Raw genomic sequence first — 26,378 nt, 5'->3', positions numbered from 1 at the left:
CGGATAAAGTTTCCATGCGCGCAAAGTGCCTAAACCCCGTTTTTATTTGCTACAATAGACGCAATTTTTTATCTACTTTTGATCTGTTTAGACTATGACTGATTCAGCGCAAAATATTGCTACGACCTACGATCCTACCGAGATCGAGAAAAAATGGTACAAGACTTGGGAAGAACGCGGCTACTTTAAGCCCTCTAAAAAAGGAGAATCATTCTGCATCATGATTCCGCCGCCTAACGTCACAGGCAATTTGCACATGGGTCATGGTTTCAACAATGCCATCATGGATGCCCTGACCCGCTACAACCGCATGTCGGGTAAAAATACCTTGTGGCAGCCAGGGACTGACCATGCCGGTATTGCGACGCAAATGGTGGTTGAGCGCCAGCTGGGCGCGCAAGGTGTGAGCCGTCATGACTTGGGCCGTGAAAAGTTCATCGAAAAAGTGTGGGAATGGAAAGAACAATCGGGCGGCAACATTACCAACCAAATCCGCCGCTTAGGTTCATCTGTAGACTGGTCTCGTGAACGCTTCACCATGGATGAAGGCCTTTCAAACGCGGTTAAAGAAGTGTTTGTAAAACTTCATGAAGAAGGCTTGATCTACCGCGGCAAGCGCCTCGTCAACTGGGACCCTAAACTGCAAACGGCCCTTTCTGACTTAGAAGTTGAGTCGGATAAAGAAGAAGCGGGTTCATTGTGGCACTTCAAATACTTCTTTGAAGACAAGTCACTGCGTACCCATGACGGTAAAGACCATATTGTAGTTGCAACCACTCGTCCTGAAACATTGCTTGGCGATACAGCAGTTGCAGTTGCACTTGATGATGAACGCTATGCAGCGCTTGTTGGCAAAAACATCATCCTGCCGATTACAGGCCGTGCGGTTCCAATCGTTAAAGATGAATATGTAGACAAAGAATTTGGTACAGGCTGTGTAAAAATCACTCCTGCGCACGACTTTAATGACTATGAAGTGGGTAAACGTAACGAACTTCCGATTATCAACATTTTCAACAAGAATGCTGAAGTGCTGGCTGAGTTTGAATACATCGCAAAAGCGGGCGAACAAATTTCTAAAACCATTCCTGCGCCTGCAGACTACATTGGCTTAGAGCGTTTTGAAGCGCGTAAAAAGCTAGTAGAACAAGCTGAAGCTGAAGGCTGGTTAGAGCAAATTCAACCGTATACGCTGAAACCGCCTCGCGGTGACCGTTCAGGCGTGATCGTTGAGCCGTTACTGACGGATCAATGGTATGTAAAAATTGCGCCATTGGCTGAGCCTGCAATTAAAGCGGTGAAAGACGGCGACATCAAATTTGTGCCTGAGCAATACAGCAACATGTACATGGCTTGGATGAACAACATCCAAGACTGGTGCATCTCGCGTCAATTGTGGTGGGGTCACCGCATTCCTGCTTGGTACGATGCAGATGGCAATATCTATGTCGGACGTAATGAAGCTGAAGTGCGTGCAAAACACAATCTTCCTGCTGACCTTGCACTGAGCCAAGACGAAGACGTGCTGGATACTTGGTTCTCTTCTGCGCTGTGGACCTTCTCAACATTGGGTTGGACTGGCGACGCGAAAAAAGATGCAGAAAACTATTTCCTCAATACTTTCCACCCAACGGATGTATTGGTGACTGGTTTTGACATCATCTTCTTCTGGGTTGCACGTATGATTATGTTTACGCTGCACTTTATGAAGAATGAAGACGGTACGCCGCAAGTTCCGTTCAAAACTGTATACGTACACGGTTTGGTGCGTGACGGTGAAGGTCAGAAGATGTCTAAATCTAAGGGCAACGTGCTTGACCCATTAGATTTGATTGACGGTGTGGATCTTGAAACTTTAGTACAAAAACGTACAACAGGTTTGATGAACCCGAAACAAGCATCGAAGATTGAAAAATCAACGCGTAAAGAATTCCCTGAAGGCATTCAGTCTTACGGTACAGATGCGGTTCGTTTCACATTCTGTGCGCTTGCCAATACAGGCCGTGACATTAAATTCGACATGAAGCGTGTTGAAGGTTACCGTAACTTCGCTAACAAAATCTGGAACGCAACGCGTTTCGTGATGATGAACATTGAAGGCCAAACCATTGGTACTGAAGTTCGTCAAGACCTTTGGGAATTGCCTGAACAGTGGATCGTGAGCCGCCTGCAAAAAGCGGAACAAGCGGTGCAAACAGCGTTTGCAACTTACCGTTTAGACTTGGCTGCGCAAGCGATCTACGAGTTCATTTGGAATGAATACTGTGACTGGTATGTAGAATTAACCAAACCAGTTCTGAACGATGAAAATGTATCTGAAGAGCGTAAAGCTGAAGTTCGCCGTGTTCTTCTTGCTGTAATGGAAGCGTCTTTGCGTTTAGCGCATCCGTTAATGCCTTACCTAACAGAAGAAATCTGGCAAACGCTTGCGCCGAAACTCGGCATCTCTAGCGAAACGATTATGTTGGCGCAGTACCCTGTTGCCGATGAAGCGAAAATCAATGAACAAGCTGAAGCAGATATGCAATGGCTGCAAGGTTTGATTGGTGCGGTACGTAACATCCGTGGTGAGATGGGTCTAGGTAATGCTCGCTTGTTGCCTGTATTGCTTCAAAATACGACTGATGCTGAAAAAGCGCAGATTTCTCGTATTGAACCATTGTTTAAAGCATTGGCAAAAGTTGAAAGCATTACTTTCCTTGCTGATGCTGAACAGCCGCCATTGTCTTCATCTTCTGTTGTGGGGCATGTGTCTGTATTCGTTCCAATGAAAGGCTTAATTGACCCGAAAGCGGAATTGGGCCGTCTGCAAAAAGATTTAGACAAGGTTCAAAAACAGCACGACCAAATTGCCACTAAACTTGGCAATGAAGGTTTTGTAGCGAAAGCACCTGCTGCAGTGGTTGAAGGCGAGAAAGTGAAACTTGCTGAATTTGCTGATCAGTTAGCGAAGATTAAAGCGAATATGGAGCAAATTGCAGCGCTTTAATGCTGTAGTTTAATTCAATAAAAAATCCCCTCAATTGAGGGGATTTTTTATTGAAAATACTTCTCTATTTGTACAATCCAATCTGGTTTTTCTAAAATCTCTTGTTCACAATATAACTCACATATTCTAGATTTATTTCGGTCAATAAATTTATGAATACGCTCTTTTGAATGCTTTGGGTTACCTTCAAAATTTTGATCAGTATCTACATAGATTATAGAATCATCACCTTTAATATAGCTATTTTTAGCTTTCTCATCGAATTTAAACTTTGAAAAGATAATTTTTATTTCTTCATCATCAGATTCTTGAATTGAGTTATGCAAAGCATTGTAAAAAGCACTTGGTACTAAAGCCTCTTCAATTTCTGTTGGGTAATGTACAGTACTCTCTATAGTATGAAGCTCAATTTTTTGATTATTAGATTGTAATCTTCTGATTTTCATAATATTCCCTACATCTGATTTTTCAGAAAGCTTTACACCTTGAATATCAGTATCAATTAAACAAAAGATTTTCCCTTTAAAAGTATTATTTTCGTGACCTTGTTCTATTGGAGTATGTAAATAGTTATAGAGTACAGCTACTGTTGCACAGCTACCTACTGGTAAAAACCTAATTGGTTTTTTAATTTTATCTGTCAAATGTTTACATATATATTTTTTATCATCTTCGCTTTCAACTACCATCCAATTTACCTCTTGAAGGCGCAAAGAGCTAATTATTGAGGATACCAAATCAAAATAACTCTTAAATTGAATATCATCAGGATGACGCCTTTGTTTAGAAAAATAATTCGAGAATGAAAATTGCTTTATTTCAATTATTTCATCATCATTGGAATCAATATGATGCAGAGTACCTTGATCAATAATTGGTAAAGCACCATACCAATGAGTAGCCACAAAAAGCTGAATATTGTAATCCTTAGCCAGTTGTTGCAAACGATTAAACTGATCATAACACATTGAAATATGTAAAGAAGATTCAGGTTCATCTATAGCAAGGATAATGTTTTGGCTAAACTTTCTGTCTTGGGTTAAAAAAGCATATGCTATATCAATAAGTGCTTTTTTACGCTCACCGGCAGACATATTTTCAATAGGCTTTCCATCTCTTTTCAGCTTTCTCTTAGAAAAAAAGGAATCAACAATAATATCTGTTAAATGATTCGCTGTTAATTTAGTTTTTGCTTTATACTCTTTTTCAAAATCATATTTCTCGTCAATCAATTGAACTGTATGCGCCACACTATCCACAAATCCCTCTAAGTCATTATTTACAATATCCAGAAGGCTTTTTGATTGAGGTCTATCAGCTTTTATAGGCAACTTTTCATTTAATAATTTCTCTATTCTGCTCTTTATATTTTCACTCATCAAATCTTGCATTCCCTTTGATTCCAATCTTAAAAAATCATTAAGCGATGTTTCAACAGGTATATACTGATATGAATATAAATTAATTAAGTCTAATCTGAGTCTTTCTAATAATTTTCTTAATTTCTTATCATCCTCATAAGTTTTATTTTTTTCAACTATTCTACTTTTCACAAAATTATTAAAAGTAATAAAGGCATTACTAAGTAAATCCGTTTGTGGAGCGCAACCCAATAATATCAAGTAGTATTCTTTATGAAATAGCTTAATAGAATCTCTATGCTTAAAAAAATTTGGATACAGTCTAAAGTTTGTATTTGTATTTATATCAGCTTCGAAAAAGTAATCACTTATTATTGGGATGATTTCTTGTACATCCCTATCAAACTTTTTAAGATCATTTTTTTTAATCATAAATAGAGGCGCAACAAAAGCATCATTTTTATTCTGATTATTATTGTAAATAAAATCTCTATTATTAAAAAAATAATCCAAACTTTCCAATATGGAGCTTTTTCCTGTGCCATTTTGCCCAATGAATAAATTAAAATTTTCTAAATTATCGATAGTAAAAGGGATATAACGCGCATTTTTATAAGTTTTAAAATACCGTAAAAAAACACCAACTAACATAATAACCATTATTCTAATTTCTATAACATCTCCCAATCTACCACAATGTAAATCAAAAAACTAATTTAAAATCCATAAGATAGATACTAAAAAAGTATTTCATATTTTTATAAATTCCATACCCATCATCAATGATGTGAGAGGAAGTATGTGTTTGAGCTTGCTTATTATTTTATTCACAATGACTCCCCCCTTTTAGGAGAGGTGTTTTTATAAAACCCCATGCTCCAACAACATCCCTAGCCCACTCTCTTTCCCCATATAGCCCAGTCGTTGGTTTTCTACTTTTACCTGCTGTTTTAAAGCCGAAGTATCTACATCAATCTGCTTATACAAGTCCTCAATTTTTAGTTTGCCTTTCGACTTCTGCACGGTAATTTTAGCGCTCTCAGACCACACCAAAGCATCAATCAGATCATCAATTTGGCCTTGCAGTTTCTGACATTGTGCATCCAGCGCCATTTTATAAAACTTGACTTGCTCAGCGCTTAAACTCTTTTGCGAACAGCTTTGACTGGACTCCACCTGCAGCTGCAATTTCAGCAGATAAAATAAATCCTGCTGTTCATAGGCTTCATTGGCGCGCTGGAATAACTCGGTTTTTTCCAATTTTTTAGCTTCATCAGGTTCGCGGTCAGGGTGAATGCTGGCCGCAATTTTTAAATACACCGTTTTCAGCGACTGCTCGACTAACTTTTCTGCCTGTTCGCGCTTTTCTTGCTGGCGTTTGAGTTTGGCCTGTTCACGCGCTTGACTGTACTGCTCTCCGTTCCAATCCTCACGCTCCCATTCAGCATTTTCCCAATCCTCAGCCTTATCCATTCCACTGACTGCACTAAAATCACTATTCAGATCTGAATACGCTGCATCATTTTTCTTTTTAGATTTCTTATTGAGCTCATACTCAGCCGTTTGCTGATAGTACGCATATAACTCATCCACCTTTTCCAGCTGCACTTGATTCAGCAGCTTTGAAGATTTCAGTATTTTGGCTAAGGCATAAATTTTATCATCCAGCTGCGCAGCATCGGTTTTGCTGAACTCATAACTGCTGAGGCTATTCCAAAGCTGTTCTAGTTGCTGAAATAACACATCATGCAGCGCTGCATATACAGGCATAAAGCGCTTGCGGCTATATAGCAGAATATCTGATTTTGCATTTTCCCATGCAGCCAGTTCCCGTTTCAGCTGTTCAATTTGATCAATTAAACGGTTGAGCTTTTTCTCAGGAGTAGAGCGCTCGATATTGGGCTGAACCGTGGTTTTTAAATCAAAAGCCATAAGTAAATGCAAAGCAAAAGAGCGATTATAGCGCAACTTTATGAATGAACACCCAAAGCCTGAATCGGCCATTAATGCCATATCGTTTCAATGCAATAGTTGGCACAATCAAGACAACAATAAAATGAGAATATTCAATGCCAACACAAGCAGATTTAATATTTAATCAAGAACTGGCCGCGTGGGTGCAAGCCGTCGGTTCCGTCATTGCCATTTTTGTGGCCATTAGTGTGCCTCTATATTTAAACCATTTAGAACTGCAGCGTGACCGCACATTGCAAAACATACAAAAGCAAAAATATTTTGTGACACTCCTGCCCACGCTCTACCGCATTAAGCGCTACAGTGACGATTTCCTTATACAAATGCAGCAAAATAAACAAAGTACCGAAAATATTTTGCATACCCTAGAAACCGAATATTTAGAACTCATTCCAGTTTTTGCCAAAGAACTGCATATTTTTGTACATAGCCAAATATACGATGCCAATTTAAACCAGCTGGCTTTTGAACTGTTTCATTCTGAAGAAATCCTGCAACAGCATTTATTATTAGCCAACGATAAAAAACAGATTAAACATCAAAATGCATTAATAGAGCATGGACAGCATATTCATCGCCTGAGCATGACTTTAATTGAGCACATAGAACAATATTATGAAACATCTTAAAGGCAACATCTGAATAACCGATTTAACAGAATAGTTTATTTTAATCATAGCGAGCCTTAACCTTTTTTACTTCTTCATCCCATAGTTCTATTTTTTTAAAAATCAGCCCTATTCAGCAGACTACTTTTGTCTAAATTGAACTTAAAAATCAACATAGCTGGCACATATTGTGCTGTACTTTTCTTATATTTCTGCGCCATAAAAACTGTTTAAATCATAACCATTTACCGTTAACAAATCGTAAAAAAATTTGCTTGAGCAATTCTTCAAATCTCGCTTAAGATGAAATCTAATGTACGGTTTTTGTACATATCAGAAATCATCTTTGCAACAACCTGATGGCTTTAAACCATCGACAATTAAAGCAATTGATGAACAAGCAATAAAAAGGAGTTTTGCCAATGATCTTTAAACGCACCATGACCTCCCTGTTCTGTGCAAGTGCTCTCATGCTCGGTCTAAGTGCCTGCAGCGACAATAAAGCTCCATCTTCTGATAAGCCTGCGGGCGGCGAAGCAACAGCTTCCGACTCAGGCACTTTAGATAAAATCAAAAAGTCCGGCACCATTGTCTTAGGCTACCGCGACTCCTCTATTCCATTTTCATATATTGCTGACAATCCGAACCAGCCGGTCGGCTATGCGCATGACCTGCAGCTGAAAGTGGTAGAAGCGGTCAAAAAGAAATTAAACATGCCGGATTTAAAAGTCCGCTATAACCTTGTCACCAGTCAAAACCGTATTCCGCTCGTCTCTAACGGCACTGTCGATTTAGAGTGCGGTTCGACCACCAACAACAAAGAGCGCCAGCAGCAAGTGGCCTTCTCTACAGGCTTCTTTGAAGTCGGTTCCCGCCTGCTTACCGCTAAAGATTCCGGTGTCAAAGACTTTGCTGACCTTAAAGGCAAAAAACTGGTGACCACTGCGGGCACAACATCGGAGCGCTACATCCGCCAGCATGAAAAAGAGCTGGGCATTGGTGAAGTCATTTCGGCCAAAGACCATGCGGAATCGTTCTTAATGCTGCAGAATGGCCGCGCGGCAGCCTTCATGATGGATGACATTCTGCTGGCAGGTGAAAAATCGAAGGCACAAGATCCAAATAAATGGGAAATTGTGGGCACTGCGCCGATTCATGAGATTTACGGCTGCATGATGCGTAAAGGCGATACTGGCTTTAAGCAGGTTGTTGACGATGCCATTAAAGCAACTTACAGCTCAGGCGAAATCAATGCGATGTATAAGAAATGGTTCCAAATGCCAATTCCGCCTAAAAATATTAACTTAAATTTCCCAATGTCCGATCAGCTGAAGGCGCTTATCAGCAATCCGCATGACCGTGACGAATAATCATCCCTAAACATTCTGTAAATGCTTAAGCCAAAAGGAATTTGGCTTAAGCTAAAAAGGGAGTTTCTATGAATTATAGCTGGAATTGGGGTGTGCTCTTCCAATCCACAGGTGTGGGAGATTCCACATATCTGGAGTGGATTTTAATTGGCCTGGGCTGGCTGTTTGTGATTGCGCTGGTCGCATGGAGCATTGCCATGGTGCTCGGCAGCATTTTAGGCATCATGCGGACTTTGCCCAGCCCGGTTGCCCGCGGCATCGGTACGGCCTACGTAACCATTTTCCGAAATGTGCCGCTGTTGATTCAACTCTTTATATGGTTTTATGTGGTGCCTAATTTCCTGCCGGCTGGAATTAAAAACTGGTGGATGAATGATTTAGGCGCCAACACCACGGCGTTAATCTCTGCCAGTGTCGGCTTAGGCCTATTCACCGCCGCCCGCGTTTGTGAACAGGTGCGTACGGGCATTGAAGCTTTGCCTGTCGGACAAACCAATGCGGGCTATGCGATGGGTTTTTCCACAGCTCAGCTGTACCGCCACATTATTTTGCCGCAGTCTTTCCGCACCATTTTGCCGCCGCTCAGCTCTGAACTGACCAACTGTGTAAAAAACACCTCGGTCGCCTCTTTGGTGGGAGTCGCAGAAATTATTGCGCAAATGAAAACCATCAGTGAGTACACGCAAAACACCATCGAAATTTACACCTATGTCACCATTATTTTCATGGTCATTAATGTTTGCCTGATTGGCTTTATGACCTATCTGGAAAAACGCCTGCGTGTTCCGGGCCTAATTGCAGGAGATAAATAATGGATTGGCTGACTTCATTTATTCAAGATCTGCAGCAGTCTGGCCCTGCTCTGTGGCATGGTTTAAGCATCACGCTCAAAGTAGTGATCAGCGCAACGATCGGCGGGGTCTTTATTGGCACGCTGCTCGCATTGATGCGTTTGTCTTCCATTAAAGCGCTGAACTGGTTTGCCAAAGGCTATGTCAATTTATTCCGTTCCATTCCACTGCTTTTAGTCTTGATGTGGTTTTATTTTGCGGTGCCTTTTATTTATACAGGGCTTACTGGCAATTACCTCACCATCGACACGGCGCTGGTATCCAGCATTGTGGCCTTTATGCTGTTTGAAGCGGCTTATTTTTCTGAAATTGTGCGCGCCGGCATTCAGTCCATCCCTAAAGGGCAAACTTCAGCGGCTTATGCGCTGGGCATGAGTTACAGTCAAGCCATGCGTTTGATCATTCTGCCTCAGGCATTCCGCAAAATGACGCCTTTGCTGCTGCAGCAAACCATCATTCTATTTCAGGATTCCACCATGGTTTACGCCATTGGACTTTTGGACTTTTTCCGCACCAACTACGTGCGCGGCGACTTAATGTCCCTGCTCACTCAATATATTTTATTCGCTGGTTTGGTGTATTTCACCATCAGCATGATCGCAACGTATGCAGTTAAAAAATTGCAGAGGAGGTTAAGTGTATGACAGATCAAAAAGTAATGATTGACCTCCAAAATGTCAGTAAATGGTATAAAGACTTTCAGGTATTGACTGACTGCACTACGCAGATTTGCCAAGGAGAAGTGGTTGTCGTTTGCGGGCCTTCAGGTTCTGGAAAATCCACCCTCATTAAAACAGTGAATGGTTTAGAGCCTTTTCAGTCCGGCACCATTTTAGTGGACGGCATTTCCATTAATGATCCTAAAACCGATTTAAATAAGCTGCGCAGCCGTGTCGGCATGGTATTCCAGCACTTTGAACTGTTCCCGCATTTATCCATTACTGAAAACCTGACCATTGCGCAAGTCAAAGTTTTAGGCCGTTCGGAAGAAGACGCCAAGAAAAAAGGCTTGGCCTATTTAGACCGTGTGGGTTTAAGTGCGCATGCCGCTAAATTTCCAGCCCAGCTGTCTGGCGGACAGCAGCAGCGTGTTGCCATTGCCCGGGCGCTCAGCATGGACCCGATCGCCATGCTGTTTGATGAACCGACCTCGGCCCTAGATCCTGAAATGATTAATGAAGTACTGGATGTAATGGTGCAGCTGGCCAAAGAAGGCATGACCATGATGTGCGTCACGCATGAAATGGGCTTTGCCCGGCAAGTTGCCAACCGCATTATTTTTATGGATCAGGGTAAAATTGTCGAAGACTGCACCAAAGATGAGTTCTTTAATACTCAGCGCGGTGAACGAGCGCAGCAGTTCCTTAACAAAATTTTGCATTGACTCAGCACCATCAAAAGCAGATCTGCGGATCTGCTTTTTTTATTCAACATCAATATCTTGAAAGCCAAATCTTCCCATATATCCGTCCGCACCAAATGCAATCCTAAAAAAGCATTGCTGCCATCACAGTAATTTTCACTAAAAGAAAAATATAAGATTGCTTTGATTCATATGCCTGCTCCTGTGCCGCCGCTGATGCATTGCTGAATTTTCATCAGCTATAGTTTTCACGTGCAGATACCGCTTATTGGAATAGCAGGCTGTTTTTTTAATCTCTGCGCCCAATGCGCTTAAAATTCACATCATAAAAAATAGATGTTAACGGCCTTGAGCTAAAATTGGCTTATCTCGGTGCATTAAGCGCGGACAGCACTGAATAATTTTGCATTTTGTTTATGCAGCGGACATTCGTTAAATTGGGGACAATGATGCACCTTTGCAAAACACTGAAATAAAATCCACTATTTAATAAATATAAATATATGAAATAAAATAAATTTATAGAGATTATTTAACACAAAAAACGCACCAATTAAGTGCAACATCTAAGTATTTGCTTTATATCGAGTCTTACATATTTTTAATCTGAATTAATCAAAATTTCCCTTAATCAATCCTCTTTTCGAAATCGCCTGCATCGATATACTGGGTTTCTTTTGTGACACTACGCACTAAATTAGGACTCACAATGCAAAATATTGACTTACTTTTTCTCCTCCTTGGTGCAGTTTTAGTGCTTGCAATGCATGCTGGATTCGCGTTTCTTGAACTCGGCACTGTACGCCATAAAAACCAAGTGAATGCGCTCAGTAAAATTTTAACGGACTTCTCCCTTTCCGCGATTGCCTATTTTTTTATTGGCTATTATATCTCCTACGGGCAGCATTTTTTCCATGCAGGCGCAGCCCTCGCAGCCGATCACGGCTACAACTTAATGCGCTGTTTCTTTTTACTGACCTTTGCCGCAGCCATCCCCGCCATCATTTCAGGCGGCATTGCGGAACGCGCCAAAATGCGCTCTCAGGCGCTGGCCACTTTACTGCTGGTGGCACTGGTGTATCCATTTTTTGAAGGCATGATCTGGAACAGCAACTTTGGCTTCCAAAGCTGGCTGCAGCATACTTTTGGCGCCAGTTTCCATGACTTTGCAGGTTCCGTCGTGGTGCATGCCATGGGCGGATGGATTGCGCTGGCGGCGGTGCTTTTGCTTGGCCCGCGCTATGGGCGCTATAAAAAAGATGGCCGCATCAGCGCTCACCCGCCCTCTTCCATTCCATTCCTGGCTCTCGGTTCATGGATTTTAATCGTCGGCTGGTTTGGCTTTAACGTCATGAGCGCACAGCGTTTGGATGCCATTTCAGGGCTGGTGGCCATTAATTCACTGATGGCCATGGTGGGCGGCACGATTTCAGCAAACTTCATGGGCAAAAATGACCCCGGCTTTTTGCATAATGGCCCACTGGCAGGCCTCGTCGCGATTTGCGCAGGCTCAGATATTGTTCATCCTGTAGGCGCATTAATCATTGGCGCGGCGGCAGGGATTATTTTTGTCAAACTGTTTACATATACCCAAAATAAGCTGAAAATTGATGATGTTTTAGGAGTCTGGCCATTGCACGGCGTATGCGGCGCATTCGGCGGCATTGCTGTTGGAATTTTCGGTCAGCAATGGCTGGGCGGCCTCGGCGGCGTTTCTTTGATTTCACAAATTCTTGGCACCGCTCTGGCGATTGCTATTGCGCTTGCAGGCGGCTTTGCTGTCTACGGCTTACTGAAAGTCACCATGGGGATCCGCCTCAGCCAAGAAGAAGAATTTCGCGGCGCAGATCTCTCTATCCACCGCATCAGCGCCAACTCAGAAGATGCCATGTTCTGAGTAAAGAAATCCTGTCCGGCAATTTAATCAAAGCGGCTAAATTCAACCACTTTGCTTGATCTTGCCTGCCTTTTGATTGCAGCCTGATAATCAGCCTAGCCTAAAAAGGTCCAGATCTGATCCAGCTGCTGGATGCGGTTAGAAACCATCAGCTGATCTATATCTGCCGAATGAAAACCTTCCAGCAGAATGGCCTGCATGCCTGCGCCTAAGGCTCCCTGCACATCATTCACGGGATGATCACCAACAAACAGGCAGCGCTCTGGCGCTATGCCCAACTTCACACTGGTCTGCAGAAAAATTTCAGGTTTCGGTTTACTGATCCCCGCCAACTCAGAACTGACGATTTCATCAAAATAATGCGTAAAGCCTAAACCCTGCAAAATATTCAGCCGTGTGGCATGACCGCCATTTGAAATGACCGCCAATTTATAGCGTTTTTGCTTTAAATTTTGCAGTAAAAACTCTGCACCCGGCATTGCAACCGCATGCCGTCCAAAGTGTTCAAACCAGAACGCGCTCAATTCCTTCAAATCCGGCACAGTTTTCCAGTGCAGCTCCTGCAATAAGGCATAGGCAACCGATGCGCCAATGCTGGGGTGCGTTAACTCTTCTTTTTTAGGATAGCCGCCATTGTCTATGCGGTTAATAATACGCTGGATTTTAGGCAAATCCATCTCCAGCAGCTGTGCAGCATAGCGCTGCGCAAGAAACTGGCTATAAGCGCCGATACTCTGCCCGCGGTGGGTCAAGGTATTGTCCAAATCAAACAGTACGGCTTGTATGCTCATAAGGATTCATTCGCTATTGGCATGTTTTGACTTACTTTAGCATGGCTGGCTTTCGCGCCTTTGCCGCATGTCTGATAAGCATATTACAAAGCTGAAAATAGCTTTTCATGCTGCCATTTTAAGCACAATTTAAGCTGACTTTGCTGCAATGAAGCATCCTTAAAATTCATATACGTTACATGACTGATCAACAGCGTTTTATTTTTATTCAAGCCAGCCTGCTGCTCTGCTGCAGCGCCGTGCTTTGGGTTTTTTTTCCTGTGGGCGGCGCGCTGGACTTAAGCCTGATTGAACCATGGATGAGTGAAGCCGGTGAATTCCCGCTGCGCTATGATTGGGCCTTGGCCGTATTGAATCACAGCTGGGTCAAAAATGTGCTGATTGCCGCCTATGTGGTGATTCTTCTGCAATGGCTGGCCTCCTTTAAATTTGCCCCCTTAAAGCCTCGACGCTTTGAATTAGGCTATTTCTTTTGGGTGGCTATGCTATGCACGGCTGTCGTTGGCATTTTAAAGTCTCAGTCTGCGCATGCCTGCCCTTGGTCGATGACCGCTGCTTTGCCGCACGGATTTCTTTGGGTGCTTAAAAATGAAAACGGACACTGCTTTCCTGGCGGGCACGCTTCCACTGGCTTTGCATTTATGACAGGATATTTTGTCTATCGGCTCTCCAATCCCAAACGCGCCTATTTCTTTTTATTTTCTGGATTTATTTTAGGCTTTGCCATGGGCTGGGCGCAAATGATGCGCGGCGCGCATTTCCTCAGCCATAATCTATGGACGGCATGGGTGGTGTGGCTGGTCAATGTCATTATTTACGGCATTTTCTATAAGCGCATCGCGCTGCAGGCGCAGCCAGTCATCGGCCTGAGCAGCGCTGAGGCGCATACGCCTCTGCCCTGACCTTTTAAATATTAGGCTTTGGGCAGCTGCACATTGACTTGCAAACCGCCCAAACTGGCGCTGCTGCCAAAACTTAAACGGCCATTCAAGCGCTCTACGGCTTTATCGACAATAGAAAGCCCCAGTCCGCTGCCCACTTCCTGATGGTGATGCACGCGGTAAAACCGCTTTAAAATTTGCGCATGCAGGGCGGGATCAATCCCCGGCCCGCTGTCCTCTATCTGCAGGATAGCCATGCCCTCTTGCTGAAAGACAGAGACATTAATCACGCCATGCTCTGGTGTATATTTAATGGCGTTATCAATTAAATTGTAGATTACTGAATGCACCGCCGTTTCTTGCATATTGACCATGAGCACTTCATTGCGCTCCATGCCCAGATCAATATCTTTCTGCATAGCCAAATGCATCAGAGCTTCAACGCAATGCACCGCAGTTTCATTTAAATAAAATGGATGCTTGTTTTCCAGTTCAGGCAAGGACGCATCCTGTTTTGCCAAACTCAGCAGCTGCGCAACCAAATGCTGCATGCGGATTAAGCCTAAAGCTAAATTATTTAATGCTTTATGTTCTGGAAATTCCTGCAGCAGCACTTTAACTTGCAATGTTAAAGCTGTGATTGGCGTACGCAGCTCATGCGCGGCATCGGCAATAAATTGGCGCTGTTCCTGCTGCGCCAATGAGATGCGCTCAAACAGAGCGTTCATTTCGTCAATGGTGGGCGCAATTTCAATAGGATAATTCTGCGATTGAATCGGGTTCAATGCTTTGGAATCGCGCTGCGTCAACTCTGCTTTAAAGTCATCCAGCGGCTGTAAAATCCGGCTGATCATCCAGCCTAATCCCCAAAGCATGAAAGGCATAAACAGTAAATAGGGAATAAACATGCTGCCCGCCAGCTCAATCGCCAGATTTTGACGCACAGACTGCTGCTGGCTGACCTGAACCTGATAGTCTTTTAAAGGCAGGACATATGTGCGCCATGTGCCATGGGAAGTTTTATGAGTATAAAAGCCTGCTTTACGGATAGGCTGAATCAGCAAATTGAATTCATGATACTGATGTGACTGCTGCGAATAAGGCCACACATCCACAAACAAATCTTCTTCATGATAATGCTTTTCGGGATCAAACTGACTCTGCATCAGTTCTGGCGAATGCGCAGCAACCCGCTCTGCCAAATTTTTCATCTGCGCATCTAAAATTTCTTTGGTCTCTTCCAGTGAAATTTTGTACGCAGACACCATCAGCAGGCAGCCTAAAACCACACTGAAAAATGAAGTGTACAGAATCAGCTTCCGCTTTAACGAATTGCCTGTCAGCAGCGCCATATTGTGAGAAATCCTAAAGGTTTAAAGCTGCCCCAGACGGTAACCCAAGCCACGAATTGTCCGGATGAAATCTTTACCCAGCTTATTGCGCAAATGATGCACATAGACTTCGATAGTATTGCTGCTGATTTCACTGTCGAAGTCATAAAGCTTATCTTCCAAATTGGTTTTGGAAAAGATTTTATTCGGATGCGTGACTAAGGGAATCAGAATTGCCCACTCCCGATTCGAGAGATCAATATATTCGCCTTTAAATTTGGCCAAATGCTGTTCAATATCCAAAATCAAATCGCCGTAGCTTAAAATTGACTGGCTGTTTTGCTGCTGTACTTTTCCGCTGCGGCGCAGCAAGGCATGCAGGCGCGCTAGCAATTCATCAAATTCGTATGGCTTGATCAGATAGTCGTCGGCCCCTTGATTCAGGCCATCCACCCGCTGCTGCAGCTGGTCGCGCGCCGAGATGATCAATACAGGCAGTGCCGGGTGGATTTGCCGGATCTGCTTCAGCACCTGCATGCCATCCATCATTGGCAGGCCTAAATCCAGCAATACAGCATCAACCTGCTCCTGCTGGATTTTTTTTAGGCCATCGATGCCGTTATTCACCCAAATCACCTCAAAACCTTGATATTGCAGCAGGGTCTGAGTCGATTCAGCAATCATAAAGTCATCTTCAATGATTAGTATCTTGCTCATCCGTTCAGTACTCTCTTAAACAGCCGGCGCGCAGTGCTGCAGCATGTTATTTTTTTCATCAATGACGTTGCTTTGCACATCCAGCAGGCTCAGCAAGCTCGGAAATAAATTGTCTTGGCTTAATTCTTTGCTTTTTTGCGCGCTGAGGCAAGCAATTTGCTGTGCATTTTTCGTTTTCCAGTCTGCCGAAAACCACATCAGCATCGGCACATGCGTTTGCTGCTCAGGGGCAATGGCATACGGCGCGCCATGCAGATACATGCCATGTTCACCGGTTGATTCACCATGGTCTGACAAATACCAGAATCCTGTTTGGTATTTTTGGCTGCCCTGCAATGTGCCGATAATTTTGCTCAGCACATAGTCCGTATACACAATGGAGTTGTCATATGTATTGATTAATGCCTCCTGCGTGCAGCCCTGAATGGCATTGGTGTCGCAAGTCGGCTTAAATGGCTGGTGCTCCGCGGTGGTGCGGGCATAATACGCCGGGCCATGGCTGCCCATTTGATGCAGCACAATCAGGCGCGGCGTCAAGTCATTCGCCGGAATAGCATCAATATACTGCTTTAAACCGTCTGCCAGAATTTCGTCTTGGCATTCCCCTTGGGCGCCGCTGCACCATTTTTTCTTTAATTCAGGGCTGAACTGCACTTGCTCAATGCGGTTGCATGTCCCTTTACAGCCTGAGTTATTGTCCAGCCAAGCCACTTTATAGCCTGCACGCTTAGCAATATCCAAGAGCCCCTCACGGTGGCTGGACAGCTGCTCATCATAATCTTTGCGCGGCATGCCAGAGAACATGCATGGTACAGAGACTGCCGTTGCAGTGCCGCAAGAGCTGACTTGGCTGAAGTTAATGATGTCTAATTTAGAAAGCTGCGGATTGGTATTTTTCGCGTAGCCATTTAAGGAAAAGCTTTCAGCCCGCGCCGTTTCACCGACAACCAGCACCATCAGCTTAGGCTTGCCGCCATGCGATGCAGGCACATTGCGGTGTGCATCTGTGCCGTAAGCAACCAAAGGCAGGTTTTCTTTTGGCGCCTGATGACGGTAATATGACACGCCCGATGCAATGGCATTTTGCGGTGACAGCATGCCTTTCAAATCCCGGTGCTCACGAAAAATGGCTGCGTAATCAACATAAAAAACGAACAGCAGCCCGCCAATAACTGCAAATGACGCAACAATGCTGAGCGCTTTTTTCAGCAGCACCTTTGATATTTGCTCTTTTTGAATTTTGATTTTCGAAAAAACAGCGATCGGCAAAATCACCATCAGCACAGTCCAAGACAGCAGATGGACTGAGGCTAAATCTTTAAGCTCATTGGGATCTGTTTGCATGGCATTTTGAATTTGATCAGGAGAAATGACCACGCCCAGACTCGCCACAAAATATGCGCTGAAGCCGCCAATAAAAACCCAAATGAAAGCCAAGATCTTGGCATTCCAGCGCCATTGCAGCAGCTGAAGCAGCGCGTTATACAGTGCAATGACCACCGCTACCGTAGCCGCGATAAAGAGCTGCGCCTTGATCCCTTGATAGGGCGTGAGCGCTTGAATTTTTTGATAAAAAACCACATTGAGCGCCAAGCCAAGCCACAGCGCTACAAAAAAATTAAACCAGCCTAAAGAGATTGGCGGAATTTTGTTCTTCAAGTTCGTTAACTGTGTCAGCATCTAAATTCATCATGGGCTTTCATGGATGCTGTTAAGGTAAATGTTCAAACTTAAAACTGGCTTAATTGTGTTTCAGGCCAGCCTTTGACGCGCGCATGCACCGATGGAATGCTTTTCTTTCACTCTTTCCAATTGAACGCCGATATCAGGCTTGCACGCATTCATCAGCAGATTTAGCCAGCAAAAATTTCCAGCCCCATTCGGCCAATTAAGAACAGCAGCAGAATAAAGAAAAATATGCGGATAAAACCGCTGCCGTAACGCAGCGCCAAAAAGGTACCGCAGACAGAACCGGCAATATTGCATAGCGCCACCATGCCACCGATCATCCAAAGTACATGCCCAGAAGGAATAAAGAACAAGAGGGATGCGCTGAATGTGCCTAAATTGACCAGCTTGGCCGATGCAGAAGCATTCAAAAAATCAAATCCGAATACTTTCACAAACAAGAAAAGCAGAAAACTGCCGCTGCCGGGGCCAAATACACCGTCATAAAAACCAATCAGCGCGCCAAAGCCAATGCCCAGCATAATTTGTTTTTTCCCGCACTGAATTTGCGTGTGCAGCTTGCCCAGATCCTTTTTTATAAAGGTGTAAACAGCCATCACAATCAGCAAAAAAAACACTGCATATTGCATCAAAGCCTTTGGAATATAAGCCACAGACATTGCGCCAAAAAATGCAAAGACAAAGGCCGCCAGCATAGTCGGCAGCAGCAGCGCCCAAACAATTTTTATCCTCTGCATATAGCTGAAGAATGATGAAAAGGTTCCGGCTAAAACCGCCAGTTTATTGGTGCCGAACACTGTCGCAAGGCTGTATTGAGGCAAGGCATGTATCAATACCGGCAATTGAACCAGCCCTCCGCCGCCCACGGCGGCATCAATCAATCCGCCGCAAAATGCAAAAAAGCCTAACGCTATAAATACCGGTTCAATATCCATATTGAAATATGCGCAAAATATACTCAGCTATCTTTGGCTATTCTGCCGGCTCTGTCAATTCACGCGTTTTAAAAATACAGCGTCCCCAGCGATAAATCGGAATTAAGCACACCGCAGCAATCAGCGTAATAATGATCAAATAATCACTATACCCCAAAGCATCCGCCGCAATACCGCTTAAGCTGTACAGCCCGCCGCTGACGGTCGCCAGCAGCGACACCTGAAAGGTAAAATCTGTAGCGGCCAAATGCCTGCGGCTGTATTGCATGACCACCGTCAGCATCACCACCAAAAGCATGGCAGACACCATATCTTCCAATGCATTAATGGCATAAATGACCCGCGGCTGCACCGATTGCTGGGTATCATATTGCCAGGCCAGCCATGCATAAGCGCCTAAACTGCATACTTTAAATATGGAAAAAATCAGCAGCGTCTGAAAACGCGAGCAATACTTTAAAGCAATGCCTGCCAAACCGGCGCCTGCAAGCGCAGCAGCGGCCCCCAGCATGCTGACATAAACACCTATTTGGCTGAAACTCAGCCCCATATCCACCATCAGCGGCTTTAAAATAGGCCCCGCCAAACCATCAGCTACTTTGAAAGTGATCAGCACCCATAGCCATAGCCTCAGCTCAGCGCTTTCAATGAAATAGGCCAGATAATGCCGGATATCCGCCCACTTTTGTTGCAGCGGCGCCGGCCGTTGGGTATCCATTAAAGCGGACGCATCATGCGCAATTGCACTCGTGCGCGGCGCTTCCTCATACATCAAAACAGGCCAAGTATTGATCAGCACCAAGCCAGCCAGAATTAAAAATGTGGGCTGCCACTGCAGCCAGTCCAAGGCCCATAAAATCGCCCCGCCGCCAACAATGAAGCCAAGGCGGGATCCCACCACCTGAAACGTATTGCCCCAATGCTGCTGTTCGCCTTTCAAGATATTGACAGCCAGGCCGTCTGTCGCAACATCCTGTGTTGCGCCAATCAAATTCATGCTCAGCAAAACCGCAAAAAATGCCAGCAGATACAGCGGCTGATTTAAGGCCTGAATGGGTAAAAAAGACAGTCCGATGAGCACAAATACTGTCAGCAGCTGTGCTGGAATAATCCATGAACGGTAATGGCCCTGCTTCGCGCTGCCGATGCGGTCGACCCAAGGCGCCCAGAAAATCTTGATTGACCACGGCAGCATCAGCAGGCCAAAACCGCCAATATGCGCCAAAGACACCCCCTGCGCCCTTAAAATCACTGGCAGCGCATGCGTCATAAAGCCGACAGGCAAACCCTGCGCCCAATACAGTGAAAACAGCAGCAGATAGACATTGCGCATTTGAAGCATGAAATTTCCTTGCGGTTTTGGAAAGCATCGGCAGAGACTGCTTCAGCACGTGACTGCGCTGATCAGGGCCACTGGTCAGACTGCACAATCTTGCCAATGCAGTCCCGAAACCAACAGCCTATGATAATTTAAATAAATGGATATCAATGATAAAAACAATGACCCAGTATTTTCCAGCATTGCCAGACCAAGTGCCTGCACGCGGTTCTGCATTAACCAAACGGATCTTTAGGCAAATTTTTTTGGCTCAAGGCTGGAGCTTTGAAGGCGAATTTCCCAATTTGCCTAAAGCGGTCGCCATTATTTCGCCGCATACCTCCAATATAGATGCATGGCATGGCTTTACCGCCCTGCTCGGACTCGGCATTCAAATCACCATCTTTGGCAAGCACACCTTGTTTAATACGCCCTTAAAGCCGCTGCTGGAATGGATTGGCGTAATTCCGGTCAACCGTGCCAGTCAGCAGGGCCTGACCAAACAGATTGCCGAAATTATTCACGCAAAAGACCGGATTTGGGTGGGCATGGCACCTGAAGGCACCCGTAAAAAAGCCGATAAAATCAAAAGCGGCTTTTATTATATTGCCTATGAGGCCCATATTCCGATTGTGATGTTCTCCTTTGATTATGAAAATAAAACGATTCATTGCTTAGGCGTTTTTGAGCCGACAGGCCATTTTGAACAGGATTTAGAGCAGATTCTGCAGCGCTATGAAGGCAAGTTTTCCCCTAAAAATCCAGATTGGCTGGCCAAGCCGTTACAAAAGCAATGGAAAAAACACTAGCTATATCTGCATTTTTTTGCTGAGATGTGCGCCTATTTGAACAGAACTTAATCAGTTTTAATTTTATGAGATTATTGCATTACTCTTTGATTGGACTGCTGGGCCTTAGCCTTGCAGGCTGCGACAAAGCTGTGAACACCCCCGTCAAAACCACGCCGATTAAAGCCCGTGAACCCGTGATTGCCATTGCGCTGGGCGGCGGCGGCGCCAAAGGCTTTGCCCATATCGGCGTTTTAAAAGTTTTGGAATCGCACGGCATTAAGCCGAAAATCGTCACTGGCACCAGCGCCGGCAGTTTTGTCGGCAGCCTGTACGCCAGCGGCAAAACACCGTATCAGATGCAGCAAATTGCTCTTGGCTTCAAAGAATCCGATATCCGTGACCTGACCTTAAACCGCCAAGGGGTAATTTTAGGTCAAAAGCTGCAAGACTATGTCAATAAAAACGTCGGGCATAAGCCAATCGAAAAATTTCCAATCCGTTTTGCCGCTGTAGCCACCCGCTTAGACAACGGCCGAAAAGCCGATTTTATGAAAGGCAATGCAGGACAAGCCGTGCGCGCCTCCTGCAGCATTCCTAATGTCTTTGTTCCGGCCACAATAGGCGGTTTAAAATATGTTGATGGCGGCTTGGTCAGCCCTATCCCTGTCAAAACAGCAAAAGATATGGGCGCTGACATCGTGATTGCCGTCGATATTTCTGCCCGCCCAGACGGAAGCAAGGCACTGAATATGCTTGGCGTGCTGGATCAAACCCTGAATATTATGGGCCAGCAAAGCATTAATGAAGAATTGGACCGCGCGAATATTGTGATTCAGCCCAAAGTCGGCCACATTGGCACACTGGATTTAAAAGCCAGCAATGAAACCATTTTAGAAGGCGAAAAAGCCGCTCAGCTGAAAATCCGATCCATCCAAAAAGCCATTGCAGATTTTAAGGCGTCTCCAGCAGCGCTCAAGCCTGCGCCGGCTTCTAAATTTAAAATTTAGTATTTTTTTAAATATTCAAAAACTTATTCATCTGCTACATTGATATAGATGCTTGGTCATCTATATCAATTACGGCAATACACGGGCAGATGTATGGAATTTGTTTTAGAACCTTGGCACTGGTTTGTTTTAGGCGTTTTGCTGATTCTGTCAGAACTGCTGCTGCCTGCATTTGCGGCGCTGTGGTTTGGCATTGGCGCCATCATGGTTGGCGTTTTATATTTTCTTTTTCCAATGATGGGCACCACCACCCAGTTTGTGACCTGGATCATTCTGTCTGTGTTATGCACTATCGCATGGTTTAAATTCATTAAACCCCTATCGACAGACAGAACCAAAGCCGGTTTGTCACGCGAAGCCACGATTGGCCAAGTCGGCATGGTGATTCAAACCAATTTAGAGCATGAGCAAATCAAGGTGCGCTTTCCAATGCCGGTCTTGGGTTCAGATGAATGGAACTGCCGCAGCTTATCTGCAGTTCAAGTGGGTGACCGGGTCCGAGTCGTCGATATTTTAGGCAATGACCTCGTTGTGCAATTGCACAATCAAACTGACAACGAAAAAAGTGAGTAAATAAATGAGCGCAGCTACGATTGTTGTATTTGCCCTGCTGGCCTTTGTTGCCGTCACCATTTTTAAGGGTGTGCGCATTGTGCCGCAAGGCTATAAATGGATTGTTCAACGTTTAGGCAAATACCATACCACCCTCAGTCCGGGCTTGAACTTTGTCATTCCCTATGTCGATGAAGTCTCTTACAAAGTCACCACCAAAGACATTGTGCTGGATATTCCGTCTCAGGAGGTCATCACCCGCGACAATGCTGTTTTATTAATGAATGCTGTGGCCTACATCAACCTAACCACGCCTGAAAAAGCAGTGTACGGGATCGAAAACTACACATGGGCAATTCAGAACCTCGTGCAGACAGCCTTGCGTTCCATTGTCGGTGAAATGGATTTAGATGATGCGCTTTCATCTCGCGATCATATCAAAGCCCGATTAAAAGCCAGTATTTCCGATGATATTTCGGACTGGGGAATTACGTTAAAAACCGTAGAAATTCAAGATATTAAACCATCAAGCACTATGCAGTCCGCAATGGAAGAACAGGCAGCGGCGGAACGCCAGCGCCGCGCCACGGTCACCAAAGCGGATGGTGAAAAACAGGCCGCCATTTTAGAAGCAGACGGCCGTTTGGAAGCATCACGCCGCGATGCGGAAGCGCAAGTGGTCTTGGCGGAAGCCTCGCAAAAAGCCATTGAAATGGTGACCTCGGCAGTAGGCGACAAAGAAATTCCAGTCGCTTATCTTCTAGGGGAACAGTACGTCAAAGCCATGCAGGATATGTCGAAATCCAATAATGCTAAAACTGTAGTTCTACCTGCAGACATTATGAATACCATTCGCGGCGTGATGGGCCGAAATAACTAATTCATCATGCTTTTCAAAACAATAGACAGCATTTTTGCTGTCTATTTTTATTTAAGCTGATAAAAAGCCAGCAAAATTTGTTTATTTATGGTTAAATTTCGCGTTAATTTTTGAAATCTCTTGAATTGATGGCAGTTTATTTTGCCTTCAATTGGCTCTCCCTTTGCTGTCAATTCATATTTCGATCTGCTGTCCAACTCGAAAATGGATATTGTATGAGCTCCCTGAATCCAACCTTAATCACCTTTCTTTTTTATATTGCCGCCATGATTGTGATTGGCTTGATGGCATACCGGGCAACAAGCAATTTTTCCGATTACATTTTAGGGGGCCGCCGTCTAGGAAGTTTTGTTACCGCCCTTTCTGCAGGCGCATCTGACATGAGCGGCTGGCTGCTAATGGGCTTGCCGGGCGCCATTTACCTTTCAGGCTTATCTGAAATGTGGATTGCCATCGGTTTAATTATTGGCGCATGGCTGAACTGGCTGCTCGTTGCCGGACGGCTGCGCGTGCATACTGAAGTGCAGCACAATGCCTTAACCCTGCCTGATTATTTCTCCAACCGCTTTAACGACCAGAAAAAGGTTTTACGCATCGTTTCAGCAGTTGTCATCTTGGTGTTCTTTGCTATTTACTGCGCTTCCGGCATGGTTGCCGGCGCACGCCTGTTCGAAAGCATGTTTAACATGTCCTACAGCACCGCGCTGTGGATCAGCGCGATCGCAACCATCAGCTATGTGTTTATCGGCGGCTTTCTTGCTGTCAGCTGGACAGATACCATTCAGGCAGGCTTAATGATTTTCGCCTTGCTGCTGACTCCGATTGTTGCGCTTATGTCCTTCTCAGACATGAGCCAGGTGACTTTGGCGCTTGAAGCCGCCCGTCCGCAAGCCACCGATATCATCGGCAATTTAAGTGTTGTTACCATCGTGTCACTCATGGCATGGGGCCTGGGCTATTTCGGTCAGCCGCATATTCTTGTCCGTTTTATGGCCGCGGATTCGGTGAAGTCCATTCCCAATGCACGCCGCATCGGCATGACGTGGATGACACTCTGCCTAGGCGGCGCAGTCGCAGCGGGTTTCTTCGGCATCGCCTACTTCCAGCAGCATCCGGAACTAGCGGGCGCAGTAAATGCGAACCCTGAAACCGTGTTTATGGAACTGACCAAAATCCTGTTTAATCCGTGGATTGCCGGCATTGTACTGGCGGCTATTTTGGCTGCAGTCATGAGTACTTTAAGCTGTCAGCTTTTAGTGTGCTCAAGCACCTTGACAGAAGATTTCTATAAGTCTTTCCTGCGTAAGCATGCGTCACAGAAAGAATTGGTGTGGGTCGGCCGCCTGATGGTGCTCTTGATTGCCTTGCTGGCCATTTGGATGGCAGGCAATCCTGAATCTAAAGTTTTAGGCTTAGTGGCTTATGCATGGGCCGGTTTTGGCGCAGCATTTGGCCCATTGATTATTCTTTCACTGTTCTGGAAACGCATGACCCTAAATGGCGCTTTAGCCGGCATGGTCGTTGGCGCAGTCATGGTGATTTTATGGAAGAATGTTTGGGATGATACCGGTGTTTATGAAATTATTCCTGGCTTTATCTGCTCATTCATCGCCATTATTGCGGTCAGCTTAATGGGCAAAGCGCCTGGTAAAGACATTACCGAGCGTTTTGAAGAAGCGGAACGGATTTACAAAGAAAGCTTATAAGCGTATTGAACAAAAAAGGAGAACAGCTTGTTCTCCTTTTTTGTTTTCATTCTTTGATCTCAACTGAGATCAGCTTTTCCGCGACAGCAGAAATTGGGTGATTTGGCTTAATTGCTCAGCTTGATCACCAAAATAAGCCAATGCGCCTATCGCCTGATTGTGCAAATCCTGAGCATAAGCCTTGGCTTGCTCCAGCCCCATCAAGGCAGGATAAGTTGATTTCTCAACCTGCTGGTCTTTGCCAGCCGTTTTTCCCAGAACTTCAGTCTCGGACACAATATCCAAAATATCATCCTGAACTTGGAAAGCCAGCCCAATCGCCTGCCCATACTCTCGCAGTTTCGGAATGGCCTGATCGGTCCCTTCAAACAGCGTTACCGCAGCCATCATCACGGCTGCCGTAATCAGCGCCCCAGTTTTATTGCGGTGAATGTTTTCTAATGCATCCTGTGTAATTTTTTTACCTTCAGCCTGCAAATCCAGAACTTGGCCATTCACCATTTTTGAAGACGCTGTCGCTAGAATCTGCATTTGTTTCAGCACAATAGACGCTTCAACGGCTGGCCCCTGATCAAACAAGCGGCTGCCTAAAATTTCAAAAGCCATCGACTGCAGAATATCTCCAGCCAATAGCGCCGTGTCCTCGCCAAAAGCCACGTGGCATGTCGGCTGGCCGCGGCGCAGCAGATCATTGTCCATGCAGGGCAAATCGTCATGCGCCAATGAATAACAGTGAATAAACTCTATGGCAACCGCTGCGCGGCGCACCGCAGCGGCATTCGGATTTTGCTTTAATGCGCCGGCTGCATAGCAAAGCGCTGGACGCACCCGCTTGCCGCCCAGCATAACGGCATGGTGCACTGCGCCTTTTAACGGTTCTGGAATTGCAAAGGCATCCAGCGCAGTCAGTAAATCCTGCTGAATGCGGTTCTGTGCTTCTGTCAGTGCATGAGCCTGCACATCAGTTAAAGACGACACGTTCACCTCAATTTTTTATCTAAGCGGTATGACAAACTGGCGCTGCATAGGGCCTTAAAAATTTGGCCTGCATCAGTTTCTGGCTTGTTGCATCATACTGCTTTTGCCTTGTTTTCTCTATCACGAAACTGAATTCTTAAAACTTAAATTTATAATCGATCCTCTTTCTGCTAAACGAACCGAAAATTAATCTGAAGTCATGAATCTGCTCTGGAGGTGAAAGGCTGCAGCGGATGATTCAATGCTGATTGTTATTATATCCATGCTGTTGAAACAATGAATTGAACACTCTGCGTAGTAACCATAAAACGTTCTGAAACTGATCTCAAAAATAAAGCCCCTGTTCAGGGGCTTTAAAATATTTTCAATCAATTACATGCACATTGAAT

General features: G+C 44.8%; 22 protein-coding genes. 13 read left to right on the top strand and 9 right to left on the bottom strand.

The window, feature by feature from the left end:
- The first annotated feature begins 94 nt into the window (after window positions 1-94).
- Window positions 95-2,989 (top strand): valine--tRNA ligase, encoded by a 2,895-nt coding sequence (locus JZ784_RS01115; RefSeq protein WP_346313501.1) that lies wholly within the window; start codon window positions 95-97, stop codon window positions 2,987-2,989.
- 47 nt (window positions 2,990-3,036) lie between these two features.
- On the opposite strand, the gene JZ784_RS01110 is transcribed toward JZ784_RS01115, so the two are convergent.
- Together JZ784_RS01110 and JZ784_RS01105 are read right to left on the bottom strand one after the other, a co-directional pair.
- Entirely contained in the window at window positions 3,037-5,010 is a 1,974-nt protein-coding gene (locus JZ784_RS01110) for an AAA family ATPase (protein WP_346313500.1), read from the bottom strand.
- 201 nt (window positions 5,011-5,211) lie between these two features.
- Complete coding sequence (locus tag JZ784_RS01105) at window positions 5,212-6,282, bottom strand: molecular chaperone DnaJ (protein ID WP_346313499.1); 1,071 nt, start codon at window positions 6,280-6,282, stop codon at window positions 5,212-5,214.
- A 137-nt stretch (window positions 6,283-6,419) separates the two neighbouring features.
- Here JZ784_RS01105 and JZ784_RS01100 point away from each other — a divergent pair, with 137 nt between their 5' ends.
- From JZ784_RS01100 to JZ784_RS01075, 6 genes are all read left to right on the top strand, one after another.
- Entirely contained in the window at window positions 6,420-6,953 is a 534-nt protein-coding gene (locus JZ784_RS01100; RefSeq protein WP_346313498.1) for a hypothetical protein, read from the top strand.
- A 401-nt stretch (window positions 6,954-7,354) separates the two neighbouring features.
- Window positions 7,355-8,302 carry a transporter substrate-binding domain-containing protein gene (locus tag JZ784_RS01095; protein ID WP_346313497.1) on the top strand — a complete coding sequence of 316 codons (948 nt, stop codon included), beginning with the start codon at window positions 7,355-7,357 and terminating at the stop codon, window positions 8,300-8,302.
- 68 nt (window positions 8,303-8,370) lie between these two features.
- The gene (locus tag JZ784_RS01090) at window positions 8,371-9,114 is read left to right on the top strand and encodes an amino acid ABC transporter permease (RefSeq protein WP_005011567.1); all 744 of its coding nucleotides are present in this window, start codon (window positions 8,371-8,373) and stop codon (window positions 9,112-9,114) included.
- Window positions 9,114-9,797: an ABC transporter permease subunit gene (locus tag JZ784_RS01085; protein WP_346313496.1), complete on the top strand. Its 684-nt coding sequence runs from the start codon at window positions 9,114-9,116 to the stop codon at window positions 9,795-9,797. The genes JZ784_RS01090 and JZ784_RS01085 overlap by 1 nt, the downstream gene beginning before the upstream one ends.
- 14 nt (window positions 9,798-9,811) lie before the next feature.
- Window positions 9,812-10,537: an amino acid ABC transporter ATP-binding protein gene (locus tag JZ784_RS01080; RefSeq protein WP_171457736.1), complete on the top strand. Its 726-nt coding sequence runs from the start codon at window positions 9,812-9,814 to the stop codon at window positions 10,535-10,537.
- A gap of 688 nt (window positions 10,538-11,225) precedes the next feature.
- Window positions 11,226-12,413, top strand: coding sequence for an ammonium transporter (locus JZ784_RS01075; RefSeq protein ID WP_346313495.1), 1,188 nt, complete (start codon window positions 11,226-11,228; stop codon window positions 12,411-12,413).
- 95 nt (window positions 12,414-12,508) lie between these two features.
- On the opposite strand, the gene JZ784_RS01070 is transcribed toward JZ784_RS01075, so the two are convergent.
- Entirely contained in the window at window positions 12,509-13,204 is a 696-nt protein-coding gene (locus JZ784_RS01070) for an HAD family hydrolase (protein WP_346313494.1), read from the bottom strand.
- Between the two features lie 179 nt (window positions 13,205-13,383).
- Between JZ784_RS01070 and JZ784_RS01065 the strand changes: the two genes are divergently transcribed.
- Complete coding sequence (locus JZ784_RS01065; RefSeq protein ID WP_346313493.1) at window positions 13,384-14,106, top strand: phosphatase PAP2 family protein; 723 nt, start codon at window positions 13,384-13,386, stop codon at window positions 14,104-14,106.
- A gap of 11 nt (window positions 14,107-14,117) precedes the next feature.
- Here JZ784_RS01065 and JZ784_RS01060 read toward each other — a convergent pair whose 3' ends face one another.
- The 5 genes from JZ784_RS01060 to JZ784_RS01040 all read right to left on the bottom strand — a co-directional run bounded on the left by JZ784_RS01060 (window position 14,118) and on the right by JZ784_RS01040 (window position 20,090).
- Window positions 14,118-15,437: an ATP-binding protein gene (locus JZ784_RS01060; RefSeq protein WP_346313492.1), complete on the bottom strand. Its 1,320-nt coding sequence runs from the start codon at window positions 15,435-15,437 to the stop codon at window positions 14,118-14,120.
- 21 nt (window positions 15,438-15,458) lie between these two features.
- Window positions 15,459-16,133: a response regulator transcription factor gene (locus JZ784_RS01055; protein WP_219191093.1), complete on the bottom strand. Its 675-nt coding sequence runs from the start codon at window positions 16,131-16,133 to the stop codon at window positions 15,459-15,461.
- 15 nt (window positions 16,134-16,148) lie between these two features.
- The gene (locus tag JZ784_RS01050; RefSeq protein ID WP_346313491.1) at window positions 16,149-17,813 is read right to left on the bottom strand and encodes a phosphoethanolamine--lipid A transferase; all 1,665 of its coding nucleotides are present in this window, start codon (window positions 17,811-17,813) and stop codon (window positions 16,149-16,151) included.
- A 173-nt stretch (window positions 17,814-17,986) separates the two neighbouring features.
- Window positions 17,987-18,757, bottom strand: coding sequence for a TSUP family transporter (locus JZ784_RS01045; protein ID WP_346313490.1), 771 nt, complete (start codon window positions 18,755-18,757; stop codon window positions 17,987-17,989).
- 37 nt (window positions 18,758-18,794) lie between these two features.
- On the bottom strand, window positions 18,795-20,090 hold the full coding sequence (locus JZ784_RS01040; protein ID WP_346314235.1) for an MFS transporter: 1,296 nt from the start codon (window positions 20,088-20,090) through the stop codon (window positions 18,795-18,797).
- Between the two features lie 167 nt (window positions 20,091-20,257).
- Here JZ784_RS01040 and JZ784_RS01035 point away from each other — a divergent pair, with 167 nt between their 5' ends.
- The 5 genes from JZ784_RS01035 (at window position 20,258) to putP (ending at window position 25,011) form a co-directional block, all read left to right on the top strand.
- Window positions 20,258-20,884, top strand: coding sequence for a 1-acyl-sn-glycerol-3-phosphate acyltransferase (locus JZ784_RS01035; protein ID WP_346313489.1), 627 nt, complete (start codon window positions 20,258-20,260; stop codon window positions 20,882-20,884).
- A 65-nt stretch (window positions 20,885-20,949) separates the two neighbouring features.
- Window positions 20,950-21,873, top strand: coding sequence for a patatin-like phospholipase family protein (locus tag JZ784_RS01030; RefSeq protein WP_346313488.1), 924 nt, complete (start codon window positions 20,950-20,952; stop codon window positions 21,871-21,873).
- 93 nt (window positions 21,874-21,966) lie between these two features.
- Window positions 21,967-22,446, top strand: coding sequence for an NfeD family protein (locus JZ784_RS01025; protein WP_005011596.1), 480 nt, complete (start codon window positions 21,967-21,969; stop codon window positions 22,444-22,446).
- Window positions 22,447-22,450: 4 nt separating this feature from the next.
- Entirely contained in the window at window positions 22,451-23,305 is an 855-nt protein-coding gene (locus tag JZ784_RS01020; RefSeq protein ID WP_005011598.1) for an SPFH domain-containing protein, read from the top strand.
- Window positions 23,306-23,520: 215 nt separating this feature from the next.
- Window positions 23,521-25,011: a sodium/proline symporter PutP gene (gene putP, locus JZ784_RS01015; RefSeq protein ID WP_346313487.1), complete on the top strand. Its 1,491-nt coding sequence runs from the start codon at window positions 23,521-23,523 to the stop codon at window positions 25,009-25,011.
- Window positions 25,012-25,080: 69 nt separating this feature from the next.
- On the opposite strand, the gene JZ784_RS01010 is transcribed toward putP, so the two are convergent.
- Window positions 25,081-25,989 carry a farnesyl diphosphate synthase gene (locus tag JZ784_RS01010; RefSeq protein WP_131276358.1) on the bottom strand — a complete coding sequence of 303 codons (909 nt, stop codon included), beginning with the start codon at window positions 25,987-25,989 and terminating at the stop codon, window positions 25,081-25,083.
- Window positions 25,990-26,378: the final 389 nt, after the last annotated feature.

The organism is Acinetobacter sp. CWB-B33 (assembly GCF_039655955.1).
Classification (GTDB): domain Bacteria; phylum Pseudomonadota; class Gammaproteobacteria; order Pseudomonadales; family Moraxellaceae; genus Acinetobacter; species Acinetobacter bouvetii.
Note: the sequence above shows the minus strand (reverse complement) of the source record. Positions and strands in the feature narration are given on the sequence as shown.